Genomic DNA, 22,599 nt, shown 5'->3' with positions numbered 1-22,599 from the left:
CCAAGACGGATACGAGGTGCAGCCCGGCGGAGGTTACGCGCGCGCGAACGCTCCTGGAGGATCTCTCCTGTCCGAACGTGAGACCGGAAGGATCGAATTCGTGCGCAGACGACGTCTCGTGCCCCTGCTGGCGCTGAGCCTCACGGCGACGCTGGCCCCCGCGCTCGCCACCTCGACCGCCTCGGCCGCTCCGGCGACCGCTCCCGCGGCCGCCGCCCCCTCGGCCGCGGGAGCGGCGGCCGGCAAGAGCGCGCTGGACCGCTACGTGAAGCAGAAGCCGCAGTGGAAGCGGTGCCCCGAACCGGAGGCGCCGCCGGAGATCCTGTGCGCCACGATCCAGGTCCCGCTGGACTACCGCAAGCCCGGCGGCAAGCGGATAGAGGTGGCCATATCCCGGATCAAGGCCACCGGAACCGGAAAGCGCCGGGGAGTCCTGCTCTCCAACCCCGGAGGCCCGGGCGGACCGGGGCTGTACCTGCCCCTGGGCATGGCCCAATGGCTGCCCGCCGCCGCACGGGAGAAGTACGACCTCATCGGCTTCGACCCGCGAGGCGTGGGAAGCAGCACCCCGGTCACCTGCGGTCTGAAGCCGGAGGAGGAGGACTGGCTGCGGCCCTACAAGCCGGAGACCTTCGACGACGACGTCGCCTGGGCGCGGACGGTCGCCCGCAAGTGCGAGCAGAAGGCGGGCGCCGTCCTCCCGCACATCACGACCCGCAACACCGCACGCGACATGGACCTGATCCGGGCGGTCCTCGGCGAGAAGAAGCTCAACTACCTGGGGTACTCATACGGGACCTACCTGGGAGCCGTCTACACCCAGCTCTTCCCCCGGCGCGCCGACCGGTTCGTGCTGGACAGCGCGGTCGACCCGGAACAAGCCTGGCGCGGGATGATCCAGTGGTGGGCCTGGGGCGCCGAACCCGCGTTCGACCGGTGGACGGCGTGGGCCGCCGAGCGTTCGGGGACGTACGGCCTCGGCGACACCCCGAAGAAGGTGGAGGCGGCCTTCTGGGACCTGGTCGCACGGGCCGAGAAGGAGCCGATCGACCTGGACGGGCAGCCGGTCACCGGCGACGACATCCGCATCGGCATGAGGGCGGCGGTCTTCACCCCCGAATACGCCACCGAGTCGTTCGTGGAACTGAGGAACGCCGCAGCCGGCAAGGCCGTCGCCCCGAAGAAGCTCGACCGGTTCCTCCGCCCCGTGGCGCCGCACGCCGCGAACAGGGCCGCCGCCGCACCGGCGGACAACATGACCGCGAGCTTCTGGGCCGTGGTCTGCGGTGACAACTCGGCGGCCTGGCCCCGCAACCCCGAGAGCTACCGGCGGGACGCCATCGAGGACAAGGGCCGCTACCCGATCTTCGGGGACTTCGCGTCCAGCATCAAGCCGTGCGCCTTCTGGGACCGCTCCGTGGAGCGGGCGACGAAGGTGAACAACAAGGTGGGCTCCCTGGTCGTCCAGAACGAGTGGGACTCGCAGACCCCGCTCCCCAGCGGCCAGGCCCTGCACCGGCAGCTCAAGGGGTCGAAGATGGTCACCGTCCGCGGTGGTGAGGGACACGGCATCTACCCCAGCGGCAACCCGTGCACGGACGGCGCGATCGACCGCTACCTGCTGACCGGCAAGCTCCCGGCGAAGGACATGACCTGCCGGGCGACCGAGGGGTCGAACGAGCAGGCGCGGCAGAACCGTGAGCAGGACACGTTCCCCGGCTCGCCGGCCCCGGAGCGCGCCCCGGACCGCTTCTGACCCCGGCCCAGCGCCCCGACTCCGCACACAGAAGGCCCGGCGGCGACGGAAGGACTTCTCCGTCGCCGCCGGGCCGTGCCGTTCATCCGGTCGTCGGAGCCTGCGGGCGGCGTGCGTCACGGCGCCCACGGCGCGCCCACCGCCCACGTCGTGTCCCCGGCGAACAGCGCCGGGCTGTCGAACGCCTTTCCGCCGCCGGGCTCGGTCCGCCACGCCTCAGCGATGTGTGCTGCCCGTTGGGGAGGTTCGCGGGCGGAACCGGGTTGCGGAACGCCTGGATGAGGACCTGGTCGGCGGCCTTCACCCGCGCCGTAGCCACCTTCACGATGTGGCGGTCGTAGGTCAGCGGCCCGTTCGCCTCGTTCAGTCGGGTGGTCCTTTCCGGGCGCGGCTCCTGCGCTCGGCCGCCGGCCGAACGCAGTCGCCCTGCGGCGAGTTGACGGCCACGAGTCAGGGCCGACGTGTGGTCGGCACTTTTTGGAAACGCGGCGGCAACGCTCTTGCAGCCCGTGCCGCACCGCCTATATAACGTTGTAAACCGAGTCGCCGACAGGCTGTGCGAGCTCTCACGACCGCTGTTCCCGCAGTACGGGGCAGGGGTGTGAGGAATACAGGGTTATCGGCCGCCGCAGGGCCGATGCCTCGTCCCGCATGCACCACCACACGCCGTTCGACGTGCCGTCAACCGCCAAGGAGCGTTCCGCGCATGATGATCCAGCGTCGATCCCGTACCCTCGCCGTGGCCTGCGTCCTCGCCACCGCGCTGGCCGCCGCCGGCTGCGCCAAGTCGGAGACCTCCGACAACGCGGGCGGAGACAGCGGTCAGGCGGCCCAGGAGGCCAAGACCCCCGACTCCTCCTCCGGTTCGGGGTGCAAGCTGGAGACGTACGGGGCGCCCGAGCTGGACCTCAAGGATGCCGTGGTCGGCTTCTCCCAGTCGGAGAAGGAGGCCAACCCCTTCCGGATCGCCGAGACCCGGTCCATCAGGGACGAGGCGAAGAAGGTCGGCGTCAAGAAGCTCCTCACCACCAACGCCCAGTCCCAACTGTCCAAGCAGATCAGCGACATCCAGGACATGCTGTCCCAGGGAGCCCAGTTCCTCATCGTCGCGCCGCTCAACTCCGACGGTCTGGAGCCCGCGTTGAAGGCGGCGGCCGCCAAGAAGGTCCCCGTCCTCACCATCGACCGCAAGGTCAACTCCACCGCCTGCAAGGACTATGTTGCCTTCCTCGGCTCGGACTTCGTCGAACAGGGCAAGCGTGCCGCCGACGCGATGATCAAGACCACCGGCGGCAAGGGCAAGGTGGCCATCCTGCTCGGCGCGTCCGGCAACAACGTCACCACCGACCGCACCAAGGGCTTCGTCGACCAGATCGAGGCCAAGGCCCCCGGCCTGGAGATCGTCGCCCAGCAGACCGGCGAGTTCGCCCGCGACAAGGGCCAGCAGGTCATGGAGCAGCTCATCCAGTCCAAGCCCGACATCACCGCCGTCTACGCGGAGAACGACGAGATGGGGCTCGGAGCCGTCACCGCGCTGAAGGCCGCCGGGAAGAAGCCCGGCAAGGACGTCAAGATCGTCTCCGTCGACGGTACGCGCAACGCCGTCCAGGCCCTCGTCAACGGCGAGTACAACGCGGTCATCGAGTCCAACCCCCGCTTCGGCCCGCTCGCCTTCGCCACCGCGCAGAAGTTCTACGCCGGTGAGGCGATCCCCGAGAACGTCATCATCGCCGACCGCGCGTACGACGAGTCCAACGCCGAGAAGTCGCTCGGCGGAGCGTACTGACCCGACCGGCGCCCGTGCCGAAATCCCACCCGGAGCCCCCTCCGGAGCCCCGGCGCGCGCTCCCACCGGAGCCCCCGCCCGGCGCTTCCTCCGAAGGGCCCCGGCCCGCGCTCCCACCGGCATCCCGGCCGCCGCGTACCCCTCCGGGCTCCTCCCGGGGGACGCGGCGGCCCGGCACCGTTCCCGTAACACCGGAAGGCCAGCAGCCATGGCACCAACCCACCCGACACCCCCGCCCCCGGAGACCGCCGGGCCCGGGACCGCCGTCGCCGACCCCGTCCTCGAAGCCCGCTCCGTGAGCAAGCGGTTCCCGGGCGTCGTCGCCCTGGACGACGTCTCCTTCGCGCTGCGCGCGGGCGAGGTCCACGCGCTCGTCGGCGAGAACGGCGCCGGCAAGTCCACCCTCATCAAGGTGCTCACCGGCGTCTACCGGAGCGACGAGGGGGAGGTGTGCGTCAGCGGCGAACCCGTCCGCTTCGCCCGCCCGTTCGAGGCGCAGCAGGCCGGGATCTCCACCATCTACCAGGAGGTGAACCTCGTCCCGCTGATGAGCGTGGCGCGCAACATCTTCCTGGGCCGGGAGCCGAAGAACCGTCTCGGGCTCATCGACTTCTCCCGGATGAACCGGGAGACCACCGAACTCCTGGACGGCTTCGGCGTCCGCGTCGACCCCAAGCGGCCGCTGCACACCCTCGGCATCGGCACCCAGCAGATGGTCGCCCTCGCCCGCGCCGTCTCCGTACAGGCGCGGGTCGTCATCATGGACGAGCCCACCTCGTCGCTGGAGCCGCGCGAGGTCGAGACCCTGTTCCGGGTCATCGAGAACCTGCGCGGCCAGGGCATCGCCGTCCTCTACGTCAGCCACCGCATGGACGAGCTCTACCGCGTCTGCGACCGGGTCACCGTCCTGCGCGACGGCCGTCACATCCACACCGGCGAACTCGCCCCGCTGGAGCGCATGCGGCTGGTGTCGATGATGCTCGGCCGCGACATGGCCGAGGTCCGCCGCGACGGCCTCACCGGCTTCGCCACCGAGGGCCACGACGCCGCCCGCACCCCCGTCCTCACCGCGACCGGTCTCGACCGGCGCCACCAACTGCATGGCATTTCGCTGGAGTTGTACGCGGGTGAGGTGCTGGGACTCGGCGGGCTGCTGGGCTCGGGGCGCAGCGAGACCGCGAAGGCGCTCACCGGCGCGCTGCCCCTGGACGGCGGGGAGATCACCGTCGACGGCAAGCGCGTCGGCCGTCCCACCCCGGCCGCCGCCATCCGCGCGGGCATCAGCATGCTCCCCGAGGACCGCAAGGCCGAGGGCATCGTCCCCGGGCTCTCCGTCCGCGAGAACATCGTGCTCGCCGCCATGCCCCGGCTCTCCAGGGCCGGCATCGTCTCCCGCGCCCAGCAGGACCGCATCGTCGAGATCTTCATGAAGCGGCTGCGGATCAAGGCGTCCGGTCCCGAGCAGAAGGTCGGCGAACTCTCCGGCGGCAACCAGCAGAAGGTGCTCCTCGCCCGCTGGCTCTGCCTGGAGCCCAAGGTGCTGCTGCTCGACGAGCCCACCCGCGGCATCGACGTCGGCGCCAAGGCCGAGGTGCAGTCCCTCATCGACGAACTCGCCCGTGAGGGGCTGGCCGTCCTGCTGATCTCCTCCGACATCGAGGAGCTGATCGAGGGCGCCGACCGCATCGTCGTCCTGCGCGGCGGCGCGGTCGCCGGTGAACTCTCCGGCGACGAGGTCGACGAGAGCCGCCTCCTCGAAGTGCTCGCCGACCACTCGCCGGGCTCCGTTCCCGCCGGCCGCGCACCCGGCACGGCGCCCGCCGACCCCACACCCGGCTCCGCGCCCGCCGACCGTACGCCCGACGCCGCGCCCGATGACCAACCGCCCCGACCCGGCGGAAGGGCCCCGGCCGGCCAGGAGGACCCCCGATGACCACCGAGGCCACCCTGCCCCGCCCCGCGAAACCCCTGGCCCGGCTCCGCGACCCCGCCTGGTACCAGGAGTACGGGGTGTACGCGGCCGTCGCCGTCGTCCTGCTGTTCAACGCGCTGTTCACCGAACACTTCATGACGGCCGACAACCTGCGCACCCAGCTCGTCCAGGTCGCGCCCATCGTGATCGTCGCGCTCGGCATGGCCCTGGTCATCGGCACCGAGGGCATCGACCTCTCCGTCGGCTCCACCATGGCGCTCGCCGCCGCCCTGCTGCCGCTCTACCTCGGCTACGGCCTCGCCCCCGCGCTCCTGATCGCGCTGCTCGCCGGGGCGGTGGTCGGCGCGGTCAACGGGACGCTCGTCTCCCTCGTCGGGCTGCAACCCATCGTCGCCACCCTCGCCCTGTTCGTCGGAGGCCGCGGCCTCGCCCTCGTGATGGCGGACGGTCAGCTCAAGCAGATCGTCAACCCGGACCTCCTCGCGCTCGGCACCGGCTCCTTCCTCGGCGTCCCGACGGTCGTGCTCATCGCGGGCGTCCTCGCGCTCGCCGTCGCGTTCCTGGTGCAGCGCACCACCTTCGGCCGGCAGATCGTCGCCATCGGCGGCAACCGCTCGGCCTCCGCCCTGTCCGGGCTGCCGGTCAAGCGCGTCCTGATCGGCGTCTACGTCCTCTGCGGAGTGATGGCCGCCCTCGCCGGCATCCTCGCCACCGCCCGGCTCACCGCCAGCGACCCGTCCTCCCTCGGCACCCTCATGGAACTCTCCGCCATCACGGCGGTCGTGGTCGGCGGCACCCCGCTGAACGGCGGCTCCGTCCGGGTCCTCGGGACCGTCGCCGGCGCCCTGCTCATGCAGCTGCTGCGCGCCACCCTCGTCAAGCACGACCTGCCCGACTCCACCGCACAGATCGCCCAGGCAGCCATCATCATCGCCGCCGTCTACGTCGCCCGGGAGCGTAGGTCCCGATGAACAAGACCACACCGGCCACCGTGCCCGCGGCGAAGGCCCCCGCACCGCTCAAGAGCGCCCCCTCGCGCCCCGAACCCCGCCCCGAGCGCTCCACCGGCTCCCGCGTCGGGGAACTGGTCCAGCGTCAGGGCGTCCTCGCGGTCCTGCTGACCGTGATCCTCATCGCCTCGTTCGTCTACCCGTCGTTCGCCGGCCTGGACAACGCCCGGGGCGTCACCGTCCAGGCGTCGTTCCTCGCGATCGTCGCGCTCGGCATGACGCTCGTCATCATCACCGGCGGCATCGACCTCTCGGTCGGCTCCGTCTTCGCCCTCGGCGGCGTCCTCGCCGCCTGGGCCTCGCAGTGGGGCTTCCTCACCGCCCTGCTGGTGCCCCTGGTGGTCTGCGGGGCGATCGGCCTGGTCAACGGGCTGCTCATCGCCCGCGCCGGCATGGCCCCCTTCATCGTCACGCTCGCCGCCCTCCTCGCGGCGCGCGGCATGCTGCTCGCCTTCACCGACGAGGGGGCCACCACCTACCTGGTGCCCAAGGACTCCGCCTTCGCCGAGCTGGGCCAGGGCAGCGTCTGGGGCTTCGGCCACCCGATCTTCATCGCGCTCGCCCTCTTCGGGGCGGGCGGCCTCCTCCTCCAGCGGACCTCGTTCGGCCAGACGCTGTTCGCCGTCGGCGGCAGCAGCGACGCGGCCACCCTGATGGGTCTGCCCGTCGCCCGGACGAAGATCCTCGTCTATACCCTCAGCGGACTGCTCGCCGGACTCGCCGGAGCGCTGAACGCCGCCCGCCTCTCCTCCGGTGTCACCATCGTCGGCGTCGGCATGGAACTGGACGCGATCTCCGCCGTCGTCATCGGCGGCACGCTGCTCATCGGCGGGGCCGGCTCCATCAGCGGCACCCTCTGGGGCGTCCTCCTGCTCGCCGTGATCCAGAACCTCATCAACCAGATCGGCTCCCTCAACTCCTCGTACCAGTCGGTGGTCAGCGGCGGCTTCCTTATCGTTGTCGTCGTGGCGCAGCGTTACCTCGCGCGCAGCCGGAGAACTACCTGAACCGCACGGGCCGGGCCGGGCCGAGTCGAACAAGTGACGAGCAACAAGGAGTGCCGTGGGCGTCAGCCTCAAGGACGTAGCTCAACGGGCGGGCGTGTCCATCAAGACCGTGTCGAACGTGGTCAACAACTACCAGCACGTCACCCCGAAGATGCGGGCCAGGGTCCAGCAGGCCATCGACGAACTGGGCTACCGGCCGAACCTCACCGCCCGCCACCTGCGCAAGGGCCGCACCGGCATCATCGCGCTGGCCGTCCCCGAGTTCGGCAACCCGTACTTCGCGGAGCTGGCCGGAGAGGTCGTCGACGCGGCGGCCCGGCACGACTACACCGTCCTGGTCGACCACACCGCCGGCCAGCGCGAGAAGGAGCTGCTGGTCTGCCAGGGATTCCGCTCCCACGTCATCGACGGCCTCATCCTCAGCCCCATCCACCTGGAGACCGAGGACCTGATGGCCCGCACCGAGACCGCGCCCCTGGTGCTGCTCGGCGAGCGCGAGTACGAGGCCCCCTACGACCACATCGCCATCGACAACGTGGCCGCCGCCCGCGAGGCCGTCGCCCACCTCATCGCACTGGGCCACCGCAGGATCGCCTTCCTCGGCTCCCGCACCGGCCGGGAACGCCAGCCCGCCCACCTCCGGCTGCGCGGCTGGCGCGAGGAGCTGGCCGCCTCCGGCATCGCCCCCGACGAGTCCCTGGTCGTCGTCACCGACGGCTACGGCCGCGAGGACGGCGCCGCCGCCATGGCCTCCCTCCTCGACCGGGGCGAGCGGCCCGACGCCGTGTTCGCGTACAACGACATGATCGCGACCGGGGCCATGCGCACCATCACCGAACGCGGCCTCACCATCCCCGGCGACATCGCCGTCGTCGGGTTCGACGACATCGAGGAGAGCCGGTACGGGGCCACCACCCTCACCACCATCGCCCCGGACAAGTCGGCCATCGCCCGGCTCGCCGTCGACAGCCTCGTCGAACGCCTCGCGGGCACCCCGGTCGCCGAACCCCGCCGGCCCCGCCCCGGCCACCGCCTCGTCGTCCGCGAATCCACCGCCCCCCGCGCCCCCGCCACGCCCTCCGAGGCCGCCGGCCCACCGCGCTGACGCGCCCTCGCGACGCCCCTTCCGCATCCCTGAGGAACTCCTCATGCCCACCGTGCACCGCAAACCGTTCGGCCGCGCCCACGGGCAGAGCGCGACCGTCCTTTGGACCCTCGAAACCGGCACCGGCGTCCGGGCCGGGATCCTCACCTACGGCGGTGAGCTGCACAACCTCACCGTGCCGGACACCGCCGGCCGCCCCGGCCGGCACCTCCCGGACCCACCCGACCGCCCCGGCCACCCGGGCACGGTGCCGCGCCCCGGCGAGGTCCTGCGCAGCCGCACCGAACGGCGCTTCCCGCATCTGTCGGAGCAGGCGCGCGTCCGGGCGGCCGGGCCGGCCGGTCCCGCTACTTCAGATACGGCCCCGCCGCGCCGATCTTCCCCGGCGCCGCGTTCTTCCCTCCGAGGTCCAGAACGTACACGCGCAGGTTGCCCTTCCCGGGGGCCGGGACCGTGAGCGAGCCGCCGCTCACCACCTTGGTGTCACCGGTGACGGCGTCCTTGTAGGTGCCGTTCGGGACGCCGGTGAACGTGGCGTTCCCGGAGACCGTCACCAGGGCGAAGCTGTCCGTGCCGTTCGCCGCGTCGGTGTAGCGGCGCTTGTACGCCATGGAGCCGCTGATGCCCTCCGTGGAGTACTGGCCCATCTGGAGCGCGGGCACGGCACGCCGGATCTCGTTGAGGCGCTGGAGGTGGCGGGCCAGGGGAGCGGAGAGGGTGTCGGCGACCTTCCCGGTGGCGGAGGCGACCTTGCCGAAGTCCGAAGCCGTCACCTCCCCGGCCAGATGGTCCCCGAAGTAGGCCCGCCCGGTCGAGGCCAGCGGGCAGGTCGGACCGCAGTCGATCTTCTTCCGCTTCTGGAATTCGATCTCGGAGCCGTAGTAGAGCGTGGGGATGCCCCGGAAGGTCCACATCAGCGACATGTTCTCGGCCCAGGCGTCGGTGCCGCCGGCGTAGCGCTCGCTGCTCTTGTTGGGGCCGTAGTCGTGGCTGTCGACGTAGACGACGTTGTACGTGGCGTCGTTGGTCGCGTCGTCGGAGTCCTTGCCGTTGTGGAACGCGTCGTCCGCGTCACCGAAGTTCATGTGCATCCGCATGTCGATGATGTTCATCCCGGAGAACCGGCTCCGGTCGGGCGCGTGGTAGGCGTTGCCCTTGAGGAAGGCGTTGTCCGAGACGGGCTGCGCCGAAGTTCCCTGCCGCTGCTCGTAGTCGTACATCTCCAGGGCGGCCTTCCCGTCGTCCGCGCTGTACTCCTTCCGCTCCTTCCAGGTGAAGAACTGCGCGGAGTGGTTGACCGAACCGCGGTTCCACTTGTCGTTCACGAAGGCCGCGACCTCGCCGAAGACGAAGAAGTTCTTCGCCGCCTCGGCGCCGAACCGCTGCGTGACGCGCTCCTGGATCGCGGGCAGGAAACGGCGGTTCCAGGTGGTGCGGGGGATGTGCACCGCCGTGTCGAGCCGGAAGCCGTCGACGCCCATGTCGATGTACTTGTCGTACGCGCCGATCAGATAGTTCTGGACCTGGGCGTTCTCGGTGTTGAAGTCGGCGAGGTCGTCGTGCAGCCAGCAGGAGCGGGAGTCCTCGCCCTCCCAGTTGCCGATCCAGCAGTTGTGGTAGAGCGCCTTCGGGAACATGCCCGAAGTGGGACTCGGCCACTGGCAGTTGTAGATCCGGTAGCCCTCCGGCGAGGTGTGCCCGGTGGGAGTCCCCCAGCCCACGCAGGTGTTGCCCGTCGGTTCGGCCGTGGACCACAGGTCGCCGTTGTAGTACGACTTCCCCGACTTCGGCTCGACGGTGAGACCGTCGTACGCGAAGTCGTCGTTCCTCTCGTCGTAGTACCAGCTCCACTGCGCGTCGCGCACGCCGTAGGTCTTCGGGGTGAACAGGCCCTTGACCCCCCACCGCGAGGAGTGGTTGTGGACGACGTCCTGGTAGATCTTCATGCCCTTGGCGTGGGCCGCGTCGATGAGATCCTGGTAGGAGGCCCCGGCGGACTCCAGTCTCGGATCGACCTTGTAGAAGTCGTAGCCGTGGTAGCCGTGGTAGTCGTAGTCCGAGCGGTTGAGCACGACCGGGGTGATCCAGATCGCGGAGAAGCCGAGGCCCTTGATGTAGTCGAGCTTTTGCACCAGGCCCTTGAAGTCCCCGCGGAACATGGGGTCGTCGTTGGCGGCGTTGCCGGACTTCCCGTGCTGGCTGCCGCCCCGGTTGTTCGTGGAGTCCCCGTCGTTGAACCGGGCGGTGAGCACGAAGTAGATCGGGTCCTTGCGGGGGTCGGTGCCCAGAGGGGCGCCCGTGGCCGGGACGGTGGGCTTCTCGCCGGTGGTGACGGAGGCCGGGGCGGACGCGGCCGAGACGTTCCCGGCGGCGTCGACGGCCCGGACGGTGTAGCGGTAGGCGGTCTTCGCGTCGAGCCCCGTGTCGGAGAGGACGGTCGAGGTGGTGTCGGTGACCACCGTGCCCTTCGTCCCGCCGTCCCTGGTCACCTGGTACTTCGTCACACCGCGGTCGTCCGTGGCGGGTTCCCAGGTGACGACGGCCGAGATCCCGTCGGCGGTGGCCCTGACCGCGGTGGGTGCGGAGGGCGCCCGGGTGTCCGGTTCCTCGGCGGCGCACGGGTCCTTCGCCGCCGAGGTCACCGTGCGGTCCTGCACCGTGGTGAGCCCGGCCGTCAGGGTGTAGTCGCCGCCGTTGTCGTTGTCCCAGACGCCGTTGCCGTTGTTGAACGCGGCCTGGAGGCCGGTGGCCGTCCCGAGATCGACCGTGCGCCTCACCCAGCCCGTACAGGCGGCCTCCATGCCGATCCCCGGGACGGTCGTCCACGCTCCGCCGTGGGGGCGGTAGTGGAGGTTGACGGTGGACCAGCCGACCGTGGACGTCGCGTAGTAGACGGAGGCGGTGTTCGGCCCGCCGGGCTCCTGCGGCTGCCCGGGGTCCGTCCCCGCGCACGGGTCGCTGTGGGCCACGACACCGTCCTGGACCGTGATGCTGCCCGTGCCGAGGCCGTAGTTCTTCCCGGCGTTGTTGTCCCAGGTGCCCGAGCCGTCGGTGAAGGTCGCCTTCAGCCCGCCCGCACCCCCGAGCGGGACCGTCAGCTTCACCCAGTCCGTGCAGGCGGCCTCCATCCGGGTGCCGGGGACGGTGGTCCAGGAACCCCCGTCGGGGGAGTAGTGCAGGTAGTACGCCGACCAGTCGCGGGTCTTCGTGGAGTAGAAGACGGTCGCCGAGGTCTCGGCGGCGGCCGAGGAGGCGACGGGTTCGCTCGCCGGGGCGGGACGCGCTTGCGGTACGGCGGTCAGGAGTCCCAGCAGCCCGGCCGCTGCCACGGCCGCCGAGAGCGGGCGGCACAGCAGCCGGTGAGGAGTGCGTCTCATACGTGTCTCCAGGGGAGGGGAGAACCCTGACGCGCCTCGGGGTTCGGTGAGTGACCACGATCCGGCGGCAAGCCTTGCCGGAATGTTGCTGCAATTCCTTGCGGGGAGGAAGTTACCGGTGCATGACAGGTGCGTAAAGGGATCCGGCCGGCACACCCGGAATGGGCGGCGGAGCCCGGGTGTTCGCACGGTCATGACCTTCTCCGTTGACGTGACCGTGCGCGGCTACGAACTCGACACCCAGGGCCACCTGAACCAGGCCGTCTACCTCCAGTACGCCGAACACGCCCGCTGGGAGCTGCTGCGGGCCGCCGGGCTGCCGCAGGACAAGTTGCTGGCGGACGGCATCGGCCCGGTGCAGCTGGAGGTGACGGTCAAGTACCGGCGCGAACTGCGCGGCGGCGAGCGCGTACGGGTCACCTGCCGGTTCGCCTACGGCACGGGCAAGACGTTCACGATGGAGCAGCGGATCATCAAGGAGGACGGCACGGTGGCCGCGGAGGTCACCGGAGTCGCCGGCGTCCTCGACCTGACCGAACGCCGCCTCGTGCCGAACCCGCAGGGCCGCCTCGCCGCCCTGGCGGGCAACCCGGACCTGCTGACGGGCTGACGCCCGCTGGGGGCCGGCTCCCGGTCCGACCGGCGGGCCGGGCGCCGGTCCCCTGCTCCGTGCGGGGCGGTCGCCCACCCGCCCCGCCGAGCCGTCCTTATCCTGTCCGGGCGGGGCTCGCCACCGCGTCCCCGCCCCTCGTCCCCGTACGTGAACAGGACCAGCTCGCACCCATGTCCGCACCCGTGAAGGAATCCGTCGTCCGGGCCCCCGGCATCCCCCACCTGCTGGCGACGATGCTGTTCTGCTTCTCCGGCTTCGCCCTCCTGCTTCCGGTCTCCCCGGCCTGGGCCGTCCACGGGGGAGCGGACGCGTTCGGCGCCGGTCTCGTCACCGCCGTCCTGATGGCCGCCACCGTCCTGACCCAGTTGTGCGTCAGGGTCGCGCTCCGCAGGCTCGGTTGGACCCGCACCCTCGTCCTCGGCGCACTGCTGCTCGGACTGCCCTCCCTCCTGCAAGCCCTCAGCGACCATCTGGTGCCCGTCCTGGCGACGACCGCCCTGCGGGGCGCGGGCTTCGGCATCGTCACCGTCTGCGGCGCGACGGCCGCCGCCGTCCTGGCCCCGCGCGGACGCCAGGGGGCGGTCATCGGCCTCTACGGTCTCGCTGTCGCCCTGCCGCAGGTCGTCCTGACCCCCGCGGCCCCGTGGCTGACCGACGCCCTCGACCTGCCCGCCGTCATCGCCTGCGGTGCGCTGCCCGTCCTCGCCCTGCCCTGGGCGCGCCACCTCGGACGCGCGGTCGAGACTCGCACCGACGCCGAGGCGACGTCGGACGGCCCCGGCCCGCGGGCCGTCCGCGCGCCCGAGGTGCTCCGGCGCATCCGGCGGCCCCTCGCCGTACTGCTCCTGGTCACCGCGGCGGGCGGAGCCGTCCTTACGTTCGCCCCGCAGTTCACCGCCACCCCCGCGCTCGCCGCCACGGCGCTGCTCGCCCTCACCGGCACCGCCGCACTGGCCCGCTGGGGGTGCGGGGAACTCGCGGACCGGGTCGCCCTCCGGCCCCTCACCGGCGCGCTCGCCCTGACCGCCGGCGCGGGGCTGGCGCTGACCGCGTTCGCCGTCGGCTCGCAGGGGGCTCCGGTCGGCGCCCTGCTGGGCGGGCTGCTCCTCCTCGGAGTCGCGTACGGGGGGCTGCAGAGCCTCACCCTCGTCCAGGCGTTCGCGTACGCGGGCGCGGAGAACCGGCACGCCACCTCGGTCGCGTGGAACATCGGCTACGACGCGGGCACCGGCGTGGGCTCCCTCCTGCTGGGCGTCGCCGCGCAGGTGGCCACGTTCGCCGCCGGCTTCGCCACCCTGGCCGTGCTGCTGGCCGTGGCGGGCGCGGCCGTTCTCCTGGTCGGTCACACGGCGTCGGCCGACGCCGCGGAGGACGGCCCTCGGCAGGCCCCCGGTGAAAGGAACCGGCCCCCCGGGAAGCCGTGACGGACGGCGTACGCCTCCGGGCATCCGCCACCGGCGCCGACCCGGTGGCGGCCACCGGGAAGACCGGAAGCCGCCACCGAAGGGCCGGGCGGCCACCGGCAGGCCGCCGCCCGGGTCGCGCACGTCCGCCCGGAGGCCGTCGCCGGTCGCGCGGCGGCCCCGTGGCGCTGTCGGGGGCCTTGCACGCCCCCGGCGCCGGTCAGACCGCGGTGCCGACGACCAGGTGGTCTCCGGGGATGCCGGCCTTGCCCGGGGCGTAGTAGTCCTTGATCCCCTCGACCCACGTCTCCACCCGGATCCGGTCCCCGTCGGCCGGCTCGAAGGCGTCGAAGAGCGCGTCGATGTTCTCCGGCTCGAACCCGATCGCCCGCATCAGCGCCATGAACAGCGGGCGCTCGATCAGCCCGTCGCCGTCCGGGTCGCCCAGCGCGGCCAGCGCCTCGGCGAACACGGAGATGGTGGCGTCGAACCGCTCGGGGGAGAGCACGCACGCCGTGAACTCCTCGAAGCTGATCTCCCCGTCCCCGTCGGCGTCCAGCTCGGTGAGCAGGGTCGTCCAGTACCTCCGGAACGCCGCGCGCATCGCGTCCTTCGCCGCCCGGTCCGACGCGTGCGCCTCCCGGACGACGCGGTCGGCCATGAGGTCGAAGTCGTCCCGTTCCAGGACGCCGTTGGCATTGGCGTCGAACAGGGAGAAGACGAGTGCGACCCGCCTGCTGGCCTCAGTGCCCATGAACCGTCACCTTTCTCCGTACGTCACGTCGCGCCGACCGCGGTCCACCGGGGCGGCCCACCCACTGTCCGCCGGGGAGGCGCCGCTGCGGCGAAAGCGCCGGGTCTTTCACCTGAAGGACGTAACTGACGTGCATAAACCTTGAGTTGAGGCAGACGAAGGGGGCACCGGATCCCGCACGCCCCCCGTCGGCACGATTCCAACGGAAAGGCCTACGCTGTGCGGATGCGCCCCCCGTCCGCCGTGAGCCGTACCCGTACCGTTCAGGGCCGCCTCCCATGACCAGGGAGACGCGGTCGCTGCCCGCGCACGCGCCCGGCGCGGTCGACACTCCCTTCGTCATCAAGGGCTACGACGAGGTCGTCACCCACGACACCCTCTGGGACGCGCACTCCCACCCCTTCCACGAACTGCTCTGGAACGAGCGGGGCGCCTCCTCGGCGGTGGTCGGCGAACGCGTCTGGACCATCACCCCCGCGCTCGGCCTGTGGATGCCCGCCGGGACCCTGCACTCCGGGTCGGCCGCGGCGGGGACCTGGTTCCGGGCGAGCTTCTTCGGCTTCCGCACGACATCGTCGATCTCCGACACCCCGGTCGCCGTGGAGATCACCCCCTTGCTGCGCCTCCTGCTGGAACGGCTCGGCGAACCCGGCCTCGCTGCCTCCTCCCGGGCCGCGACCGAGGCGCTCGTGCTCGACGTTCTCGCGCCGTCGCCCCGCGAGCTGCTCGTCCAGGTCCCCACCTCCGGCCTCCTGCGCCCCATCGCGGACGCGGTCCGCGAGGATCCGGGCGACCGGCGGACGCTGGCGGACTGGGCATCCGAGCTGGGGGTCAGCACCCGTACGGTCACGCGCGCCTTCAGCGCCGAGACGGGCACGAGCTTCGTACGCTGGGTCGCCACGGTCCGCGCGCAGCACGCTATCGGCCTGCTCACGCGGGGCTGGGACGTCGAGTCGGTCGCAGAACAGGTCGGCTACCGCTCCGCGAGCGCCTTCGGCGTGGCCTTCCGGCGGACCACCGGGCTGACGCCCCAGGCCCAAGTACGTCCAGTACGAGGGCCTGGAGCCGGCACGCCGAGAGCACGCACCTGACGCCGCGCGGCCGCCCTACGGGCGACGACGGGAATGGTCCGACAGGCCCCAGATCCGCCGCGTCGAGGCCGGCGAGATCGCCGTTGCGTTCGGCCCACCGGCCGGAGGCGAGGTCGTCGCCGAGACTGCGTACCGCACGCCCCTCCGCTTCCGGCCCGACCCTCGTCCACACCGACATCGCACGGCGCACACGCTCCTCCAGATACGCCCCCGGCCGACGCCAGTACGCCTCGAACAGGCCGTCGGCGCAGTCCCACGGGACGGGCACCGGATCGGCGCGGGCGCCGATCGCGTCGGCCATCCCGGCGAGCGAGGGGAATTTTGCGAGGACACCGGTGAACTCGGGCAGGTAGTCGCGGGTGAGCCAGAACCGGTCCTGCCACCCCGGCTCGTCGGTGTCGAAGGTGAGCACCACCACGCGGCGGGCCACACGCCGCATTTCGCGCAGCCCCGCGATCGGGTCCCCCCAGTGGTGAACGGTGGAGACGGCCATCGCGACATCGAAGGAACGGTCCGCGAACGGCAGGCACTCTGCGGGGGCGTCGACGCACGGCGCCGAGCCGGGAGGCCGCTGCCCCCGCATGACCGCCGACGGTTCCACCGCCGTCACGTGTCGGTCGGCGGGCTCGTAGGAGCCGGTTCCGGCCCCGACGTTCAGCACCGTCCGCGCGTCCCCGAGCGCGTCCCAGATCTGCGCGGCGATCCGTGGATCGGTGCGCCGGGTCGCGGTGTAGGCGTCTCCGATCGCGTCGTACAGCCGTGCACCGAGCAGGTTCAGTTGCTCCTCCGGTGTCACCTCAAGTCCCTTCGCCCGTGTCCTGAGTTCCCTGTCGATGGCCGTCACCATCTCGTCGGCGCGATCACGCCGCTCCAGCAGCAGGCCGCGCAGCCGGTGCAGGTGCGCGACCGCGTCGGCCGACGGGTCGTCGACCAGCTCAGCGATCTCCCGCAGTCCGAAGCCCAGCCGCCGATAGGCCAGCACCTCACGCAGCCGTTCCATGTCGCCAGCCGCATAGGCCCGGTACCCGGCCGCGGTCCGCCCGGACGGCCGGACCAGCCCGATCGCGTCGTAGTGATGCAGCGTGCGGACGCTCACGCCGGCCAGCTCGGCCACGCGTCCCACGGTCCAGTGCTCTTCCACGGCACCGACTGTGCGGTCTGACGCCACGTGAGGGTCAAGAGCCTCATGTACCGCCGCACCACCGACGACGCATGTCCTTATCGCTACAGCATGTGTCTCAAACGGTTGATTGCGACAGCCGGACCTACTCTCATAAAGTACGAAGGCAAGCCTTACCTAAGCCGCTCTGCCTTCGCGGTGCACCCCTCCACGACGGCGGCCCCTGCCCGGACGTGCGGGAAGCGGCACCCCGATCCTCCCGAAAGCCGGGTACACACCCATGTCTTCACATCGCTTCCGCCTGCTCGTCGTGGCGGCCGCCCTCGTCGGCGTCTCCGCCTGCGGCGGGCCCTCCGACACCGGGAGCAAGGACGAGAGCCGCTCCGACGGCGCGTTCCCCCTGACCGTCGAGCACGCCCTGGGCAAGACCACCATCCCTGCCAAGCCCAAGCGCGTCGCGACCGTCAACTGGGCCAACCACGAAGTCCCGCTCGCACTCGGCGTCGTACCGGTCGGCATGGCCGCGGCCAACTTCGGCGACGACAACGACGACGGTGTGCTGCCCTGGGTCGAGGAAAAGCTCGACGAGCTGAAGGCGAAGACGCCGGTGCTCTTCGACGAGACGGACGGCATCGACTTCGAGGCGGTCGCCGACACGAAGCCGGACGTGATCCTGGCCGCCTACTCGGGTCTGACCAAGAAGGACTACGAGACCCTCAGCGAGATCGCCCCCGTGGTCGCCTACCCGGACGCCGCCTGGGCGACGCCGTGGCGCGAGATCATCCGGACGAACAGCAAGGCGATCGGGCTCGCGGACGAGGGCGAGAAGCTGATCAAGAAGCTCGACGGGGACATCGCCGAGACCGCCGCCAAGTACCCGCAGCTCAAGGGCAAGTCGGCGATGTTCATGACGCACGTCGACCCCAACGACGTCAGCCAGGTCGGCTTCTACACCGCCCACGACACCCGCACGCAGTTCTTCCAGGACCTCGGGATGAAGATCCCCGGCTCCATCGCGAAGGCGTCCGAGGGTACGGACAAGTTCGCCCTCACCAAGAGCGCCGAGCAGATCGACGCCTTCGACGACGTCGACATCATCACCGGCTACGGCGACGACACCGGTGAGCTGCTGAAGACCATCACCAAGGACCCGCTGCTCTCGAAGATCCCCGCCGTCGAGCGCGGCTCCACCTACCTCCTGCCCGGCAGCAGCCCGCTGGCCACCGCCGCCAACCCGACGCCGCTGTCGATCGGTTACGTGCTGGATGACTACGCCGCCGCCCTCGCCGAGGCCGCGGACAAGGTCAAGTGACCACGCTCGACACCCGCACCCCGCCGGACGCCGTCACCAGGCGTCCGGTGGGCGCGCGCCTGCTGTGGCTCCTGCTCTCCGTGCTCGCCCTGGCCGCCGTCATGGTCGCCTCCGTCGCCTTCGGCTCCCGCGACGTGCCGTGGTCCGACGTCGTCGCGGCGTTCGGCGGCTCGGACGACACCCTGGGGCAGGCGGCCGCGACCAAGCGCATTCCCCGTACGGTCCTCGCCGTCGTCATCGGCGCGGCGCTCGGCCTCGCGGGCGGCGTCATGCAGGGCGTGACCCGTAACCCGCTGGCCGACCCGGGCATCCTCGGCGTCAACATGGGGGCCTCCCTCGCCGTCGTCACGGCCGTCGCGTTCTTCGGGCTCACCTCGCCGACCAGCTACATCTGGGTCGCCATCGTGGGCGCCGCGCTGTCCGCCCTCTTCGTCTACACCGTCGGCACGCTCGGCAGGGGAGGGGCCACCCCGCTCAAGCTCGCGCTCGCCGGAGCCGCCACATCGGCCGCCTTCGCCTCGCTCGTCAGCGCGGTCATCCTGCCGCGCAACGACATCGCCGGAAGCTTCAAGCTCTGGCAGATCGGCGGCGTCGGCGGCGCGTCCTTCGAACGCATCGGCCAGGTCGCGCCGTTCCTCGCCGTCGGCTTCGCCGTCTGCCTGCTCTCCGCCCGCGCCCTCAACTCGCTCGCCCTGGGAGACGAGTTGGCGGCCGGGCTCGGAGAACGGGTCGCCGTGGCCCGGGCGGTGGCCGCACTCGGTGCCGTCCTGCTCTGCGGAGCGGCCACCGCCGTCGCCGGGCCGATCGGCTTCGTCGGTCTCGTCGTCCCGCACGCCTGCCGGCTCCTCGTCGGCGTCGACCACCGCTGGCTCCTGCCGCTCTCCACCGTGCTCGGCGGGGTCCTGCTCACCGCCGCCGACGTCGTCGGCCGGATCGTGGCACGACCCTCCGAGATCGACGTCGGCATCGTCACGGCCCTGATCGGGGCCCCGTTCTTCATCTACATCGTCCGCCGACAGAAGGTACGTGCCCTGTGAGCGCGCCCGTCCTCACCCGGCCCGCCTCCGTCGAGGCCGCCACCCGCCGCCGCGTCCGGGGCGCCTCGCGCCGCCGCCGCGTCGTCCTGGTGCTGGTCCTCCTCGTGGCCGCCGCGTTCGCCGTGACCCTGATGGCGGGCCGCACCTACTACCCGCCCGGCGATGTGCTCCGGGTGATCCTCGGCGAGCAGGTGCCCGGCGCGTCGTTCACGGTGGGCCGGCTGCGGCTGCCCCGCGCGGTCCTCGCGCTCATCGCCGGATTCAGCTTCGGTCTGGCCGGCGTCACCTTCCAGACGATGCTCCGCAACCCGCTCGCCAGCCCCGACATCATCGGCATCAGCTCCGGGGCGAGCGCCGCGGCGGCCATCGCCATCGTCACCCTCTCCCTCGGCGAGGTGCAGGTCTCCGTCCTCGCCATCGCCGCCGGACTGGGCGTCGCCCTCCTGGTGTACTCCCTGGCGTTCCGCGGCGGCGTCGTCGGCACCCGGCTCATCCTCATCGGCATCGGGATCTCCGCGATGCTCGACAGCATCACCTCCTACGTCCTGTCCCAGGCCGCCGAATGGGACCTCCAGGAGGCGATGCGCTGGCTGACCGGCAGCCTCAACGGAGCCGCCTGGGACCAGGTGGTCCCCGCCCTCGCCGCGGCCGCCGTCCTCACTCCGCTGCTCCTGGGGCAGGCCCGCAACCTCACCGCGCTCCAACTCGGCGACGACACCGCCTCTGCCCTCGGCGTACGCGTGGAACGCACCCGGATCACCGTGATCGTCGCCGCCGTCGGGCTGATCGCCTTCGCCACGGCGGCGGCCGGACCCATCGCGTTCGTGGCGTTCCTCTCCGGGCCCATCGCCGCCCGCATCGTCGGAGCGGGCGGCTCGCTGCTCGTGCCCGCCGGGCTCGTCGGCTCGCTGCTCGTCCTCGTCGCCGACTTCACCGGCCAGTTCGCCTTCGGTGAGCGCTACCCCGTCGGCGTCGTCACCGGCGTCCTCGGAGCCCCCTACCTCGTCCACCTGATCATCCGCACCAACCGGGCGGGAGGCTCGCTATGACCACGCACCACCGACTGACCGCCGAAGGACTCACCCTCGGCTACGGAGACCGCACCGTCGTCGACTCCCTCGACCTGGCCGTCCCGCCCGGCCGGATCACGGTGATCGTCGGCGCCAACGCCTGCGGGAAGTCGACGCTGCTGCGCTCCATGTCCCGGCTGCTCGCCCCCAGGAAGGGCCGGGTCGTCCTGGACGGCAAGGAGGTGCACCGGCTCCCCGCCAAGGAACTGGCCCGCACCCTCGGACTGCTGCCGCAGTCACCCGTCGCCCCCGAGGGCATCACCGTCTCGGACCTCGTCGGCCGCGGCCGCCACCCCCACCAGTCGGTCTTCTCCCGCTGGAACGAGAAGGACGACGCCGCGGTCGCCGCCGCCCTGGAGGCCACCCACACCGAACCGCTCGCCGAACGCGCGGTGGACGAACTCTCCGGCGGACAGCGCCAGCGCGTGTGGATCGCGATGGCCCTCGCCCAGCAGACCGACCTGCTGCTGCTCGACGAGCCCACCACCTTCCTCGACGCCAGCCACCAGATCGAGGTCCTCGACCTTCTCACCGATCTGAACCGGTCGCGCGGCACCACCATCGTGATGGTCCTGCACGACCTCAACCTCGCCGCCCGGTACGCGGACCACCTCATCGCCCTGGCGGGCGGCGGCCTCCACGCCTCCGGAACCCCGGCCGAGGTGCTGACGGAGGAGACCGTGCGGGCCGTGTTCGACCTCGACAGCCGCATCATCGAGGACCCCGTATCCGGGCGGCCCCTGATGCTCCCGATCGGCCGCCACCACATCCTGGAACCGGCGAGGCGGAACACGGCGGCGACCGGTGGCCCTCAGGAGCGGAGCAGCGCGGAGCCGTACCAGTCCGACGTGTCGGCCACTCCGGGCAGCGCGAGGAAGTAGCCACCGCCCGTGGTGGTGCTGAAGTCGGCGAACCGCTCACCCTCCAGCCGCTTCTGCACGGTCGCGAACTGCCGTGCGATGTCGCGCTGGTAACAGCAGAACATCAGCCCGACATCGAGGGTCCCGTCCGGCGCCAGGCCCCGGTCCACGTTGTAGCTCCTGCGGAGCAGCACCGAGTCCTCGCTGCCGGGTGTCCGCGGGTTGGCGCGGCGGATGTGGGAGTCCAACGGTGTCACGCGGCCCTCCTGATCCCTTCCGTAGTCGGGCAGATCGCTCTCCTCGCGCCCGTCCAGCGGAGCCCCCGTCGACTTGCGCCGTCCGAAGACGCGTTCCTGCTCGCCGAGGGGGACCCGGTCCCAGGCCTCGGCCCGCAACCGGATGGCGCGTAGTACCTGGTAGCTGCCGCCGCGCGCCCACTCCGGGCCTTCCCGGCCGACCCAGACCAGGCGGTCCATCTCTCGTGCCGAGGAGGTGTCCGGGTGCGAGGTGCCGTCCTTGAAGCCGGTGAACGACCGCGGTGAGCCCTCGGGGCGCGGCGGGTTCACGAAGCCGTCGATCCGCCACCGCGCCCGCAGCAGCCCCGAGGTCTCGCGGGCCAGGTCCCGTACGACGTGGAGGACGGCGTCCGGGTGCTGGGCGCACACCTGCACCGAGAGATCGCCGTGGCACCTTCCCGCGTCGAGCCGGTCGCCGGGAAACGCGCTCATCCGGATCAGTCCCGGCGGCCGGGCACCGGACAGCCCGTACCGCCCGTCGAAGAGGGAGGCCCCCACCCCCACGGTGATCGTCAACCGGTCCTCCGGGCCCCGCACCCCCGCCACGTCCGGATCCTTCGGCACGACCCCCGCCGTGAGGGTGCGGCATCGCGCGGTCAGCTTCCGCAGGAGCACGGCCAGCTCCGACCTGTTCCGCGCGAGGACGTCGAAGGCGATGAAACCTCCGAAGGGCTGCTGCCGGGTCAGGATGCCCGCCTGGTGCGGGCCGTGGAAGGGCGGCCGTTCCTCCGCCGCGTCCGCTGCCGGCGCGGTGGACGCGGCGGAGGGGGGCGCGGCGCCGATGAGGCTCGCGGTCCCCAGCACACCCGCCGCTCCGCGGACAAAGGCGCGTCGCCCGGGACGGTAGTCCCCACAAGTGTCACGTTCCGTCATGATGTTCTCTCTCCGGGATCAGGTGCGGCCTGCTCCGACACTTCACCCCTACCGCGCGAGCTCGCTCGCCGACACGGCTTCCTCCTTGAGTGCGCGGTCGCTTGGGCCGGGCGGCCCTCCCCGCCGACGAGCGCCGGTGAGTGCGCCCCCCTGATCGACTGACTGCACTGCGTCACTGGCATGTTTCGCAGAGTGA

16 protein-coding genes and 2 pseudogenes are annotated in these 22,599 nt (G+C 71.7%); 14 read left to right on the top strand and 4 right to left on the bottom strand.

Annotated features, from left to right (window positions below):
• Positions 1-100: 100 nt before the first annotated feature.
• The 7 genes and pseudogenes from IF19_RS0122010 to IF19_RS1000000138390 form a co-directional block, all read left to right on the top strand.
• Complete coding sequence (locus IF19_RS0122010; protein WP_030276774.1) at positions 101-1,756, top strand: alpha/beta hydrolase; 1,656 nt, start codon at positions 101-103, stop codon at positions 1,754-1,756.
• Between the two features lie 706 nt (positions 1,757-2,462).
• Complete coding sequence (locus tag IF19_RS0122005; protein WP_030116722.1) at positions 2,463-3,542, top strand: ABC transporter substrate-binding protein; 1,080 nt, start codon at positions 2,463-2,465, stop codon at positions 3,540-3,542.
• 208 nt (positions 3,543-3,750) lie between these two features.
• Positions 3,751-5,475, top strand: coding sequence for a sugar ABC transporter ATP-binding protein (locus IF19_RS0122000; protein ID WP_030116723.1), 1,725 nt, complete (start codon positions 3,751-3,753; stop codon positions 5,473-5,475).
• Positions 5,472-6,446, top strand: coding sequence for an ABC transporter permease (locus IF19_RS0121995; RefSeq protein ID WP_030116724.1), 975 nt, complete (start codon positions 5,472-5,474; stop codon positions 6,444-6,446). Before IF19_RS0122000 ends, IF19_RS0121995 begins: the two co-directional genes overlap by 4 nt.
• Positions 6,443-7,492, top strand: coding sequence for an ABC transporter permease (locus tag IF19_RS0121990; RefSeq protein ID WP_030116725.1), 1,050 nt, complete (start codon positions 6,443-6,445; stop codon positions 7,490-7,492). The genes IF19_RS0121995 and IF19_RS0121990 overlap by 4 nt, the downstream gene beginning before the upstream one ends.
• A gap of 55 nt (positions 7,493-7,547) precedes the next feature.
• Entirely contained in the window at positions 7,548-8,597 is a 1,050-nt protein-coding gene (locus IF19_RS0121985) for a LacI family DNA-binding transcriptional regulator (protein ID WP_030116726.1), read from the top strand.
• A 43-nt stretch (positions 8,598-8,640) separates the two neighbouring features.
• A pseudogene (locus IF19_RS1000000138390) lies at positions 8,641-8,811 on the top strand (galactose-1-epimerase); the annotation flags it as partial.
• 133 nt (positions 8,812-8,944) lie between these two features.
• Here the strand turns inward: IF19_RS1000000138390 and IF19_RS0121980 are convergent.
• Complete coding sequence (locus IF19_RS0121980) at positions 8,945-11,974, bottom strand: carbohydrate binding domain-containing protein (RefSeq protein ID WP_030116727.1); 3,030 nt, start codon at positions 11,972-11,974, stop codon at positions 8,945-8,947.
• 193 nt (positions 11,975-12,167) lie between these two features.
• Between IF19_RS0121980 and IF19_RS0121975 the strand changes: the two genes are divergently transcribed.
• Together IF19_RS0121975 and IF19_RS0121970 are read left to right on the top strand one after the other, a co-directional pair.
• Complete coding sequence (locus tag IF19_RS0121975) at positions 12,168-12,584, top strand: acyl-CoA thioesterase (RefSeq protein WP_030116728.1); 417 nt, start codon at positions 12,168-12,170, stop codon at positions 12,582-12,584.
• 173 nt (positions 12,585-12,757) lie between these two features.
• Complete coding sequence (locus IF19_RS0121970; RefSeq protein WP_078580786.1) at positions 12,758-14,011, top strand: MFS transporter; 1,254 nt, start codon at positions 12,758-12,760, stop codon at positions 14,009-14,011.
• Positions 14,012-14,210: 199 nt separating this feature from the next.
• On the opposite strand, the gene IF19_RS0121965 is transcribed toward IF19_RS0121970, so the two are convergent.
• On the bottom strand, positions 14,211-14,744 hold the full coding sequence (locus IF19_RS0121965) for an EF-hand domain-containing protein (protein ID WP_030116730.1): 534 nt from the start codon (positions 14,742-14,744) through the stop codon (positions 14,211-14,213).
• Between the two features lie 278 nt (positions 14,745-15,022).
• Between IF19_RS0121965 and IF19_RS0121960 the strand changes: the two genes are divergently transcribed.
• Positions 15,023-15,835, top strand: coding sequence for a helix-turn-helix domain-containing protein (locus IF19_RS0121960; RefSeq protein ID WP_050499001.1), 813 nt, complete (start codon positions 15,023-15,025; stop codon positions 15,833-15,835).
• 46 nt (positions 15,836-15,881) lie between these two features.
• Here IF19_RS0121960 and IF19_RS1000000136365 read toward each other — a convergent pair.
• A pseudogene (locus IF19_RS1000000136365) lies at positions 15,882-16,958 on the bottom strand (MerR family transcriptional regulator); the annotation flags it as partial.
• 277 nt (positions 16,959-17,235) lie between these two features.
• Between IF19_RS1000000136365 and IF19_RS0121950 the strand changes: the two are divergent.
• The 4 genes from IF19_RS0121950 to IF19_RS0121935 are packed head-to-tail and all read left to right on the top strand — an operon-like array spanning position 17,236 to position 21,255.
• A complete protein-coding gene (locus tag IF19_RS0121950) occupies positions 17,236-18,267 on the top strand; it encodes an iron-siderophore ABC transporter substrate-binding protein (protein WP_030116733.1) in 1,032 nt (343 codons plus the stop codon).
• Positions 18,264-19,304 (top strand): FecCD family ABC transporter permease, encoded by a 1,041-nt coding sequence (locus IF19_RS0121945; protein WP_030276772.1) that lies wholly within the window; start codon positions 18,264-18,266, stop codon positions 19,302-19,304. The genes IF19_RS0121950 and IF19_RS0121945 overlap by 4 nt, the downstream gene beginning before the upstream one ends.
• Positions 19,301-20,353 carry a FecCD family ABC transporter permease gene (locus IF19_RS0121940; RefSeq protein ID WP_030116736.1) on the top strand — a complete coding sequence of 351 codons (1,053 nt, stop codon included), beginning with the start codon at positions 19,301-19,303 and terminating at the stop codon, positions 20,351-20,353. Before IF19_RS0121945 ends, IF19_RS0121940 begins: the two co-directional genes overlap by 4 nt.
• Complete coding sequence (locus tag IF19_RS0121935; RefSeq protein WP_030116737.1) at positions 20,350-21,255, top strand: ABC transporter ATP-binding protein; 906 nt, start codon at positions 20,350-20,352, stop codon at positions 21,253-21,255. The genes IF19_RS0121940 and IF19_RS0121935 overlap by 4 nt, the downstream gene beginning before the upstream one ends.
• Here the strand turns inward: IF19_RS0121935 and IF19_RS0121930 are convergent.
• Complete coding sequence (locus IF19_RS0121930) at positions 21,186-22,331, bottom strand: Dyp-type peroxidase (RefSeq protein WP_418952722.1); 1,146 nt, start codon at positions 22,329-22,331, stop codon at positions 21,186-21,188. The genes IF19_RS0121935 and IF19_RS0121930 overlap by 70 nt on opposite strands.
• Between the last annotated feature and the right edge of the window lie 268 nt (positions 22,332-22,599).

The organism is Streptomyces californicus (genome assembly GCF_000717645.1).
GTDB classification, from domain to species: Bacteria; Actinomycetota; Actinomycetes; order Streptomycetales; family Streptomycetaceae; genus Streptomyces; species Streptomyces californicus.
Note: the sequence above shows the minus strand (reverse complement) of the source record. Positions and strands in the feature narration are given on the sequence as shown.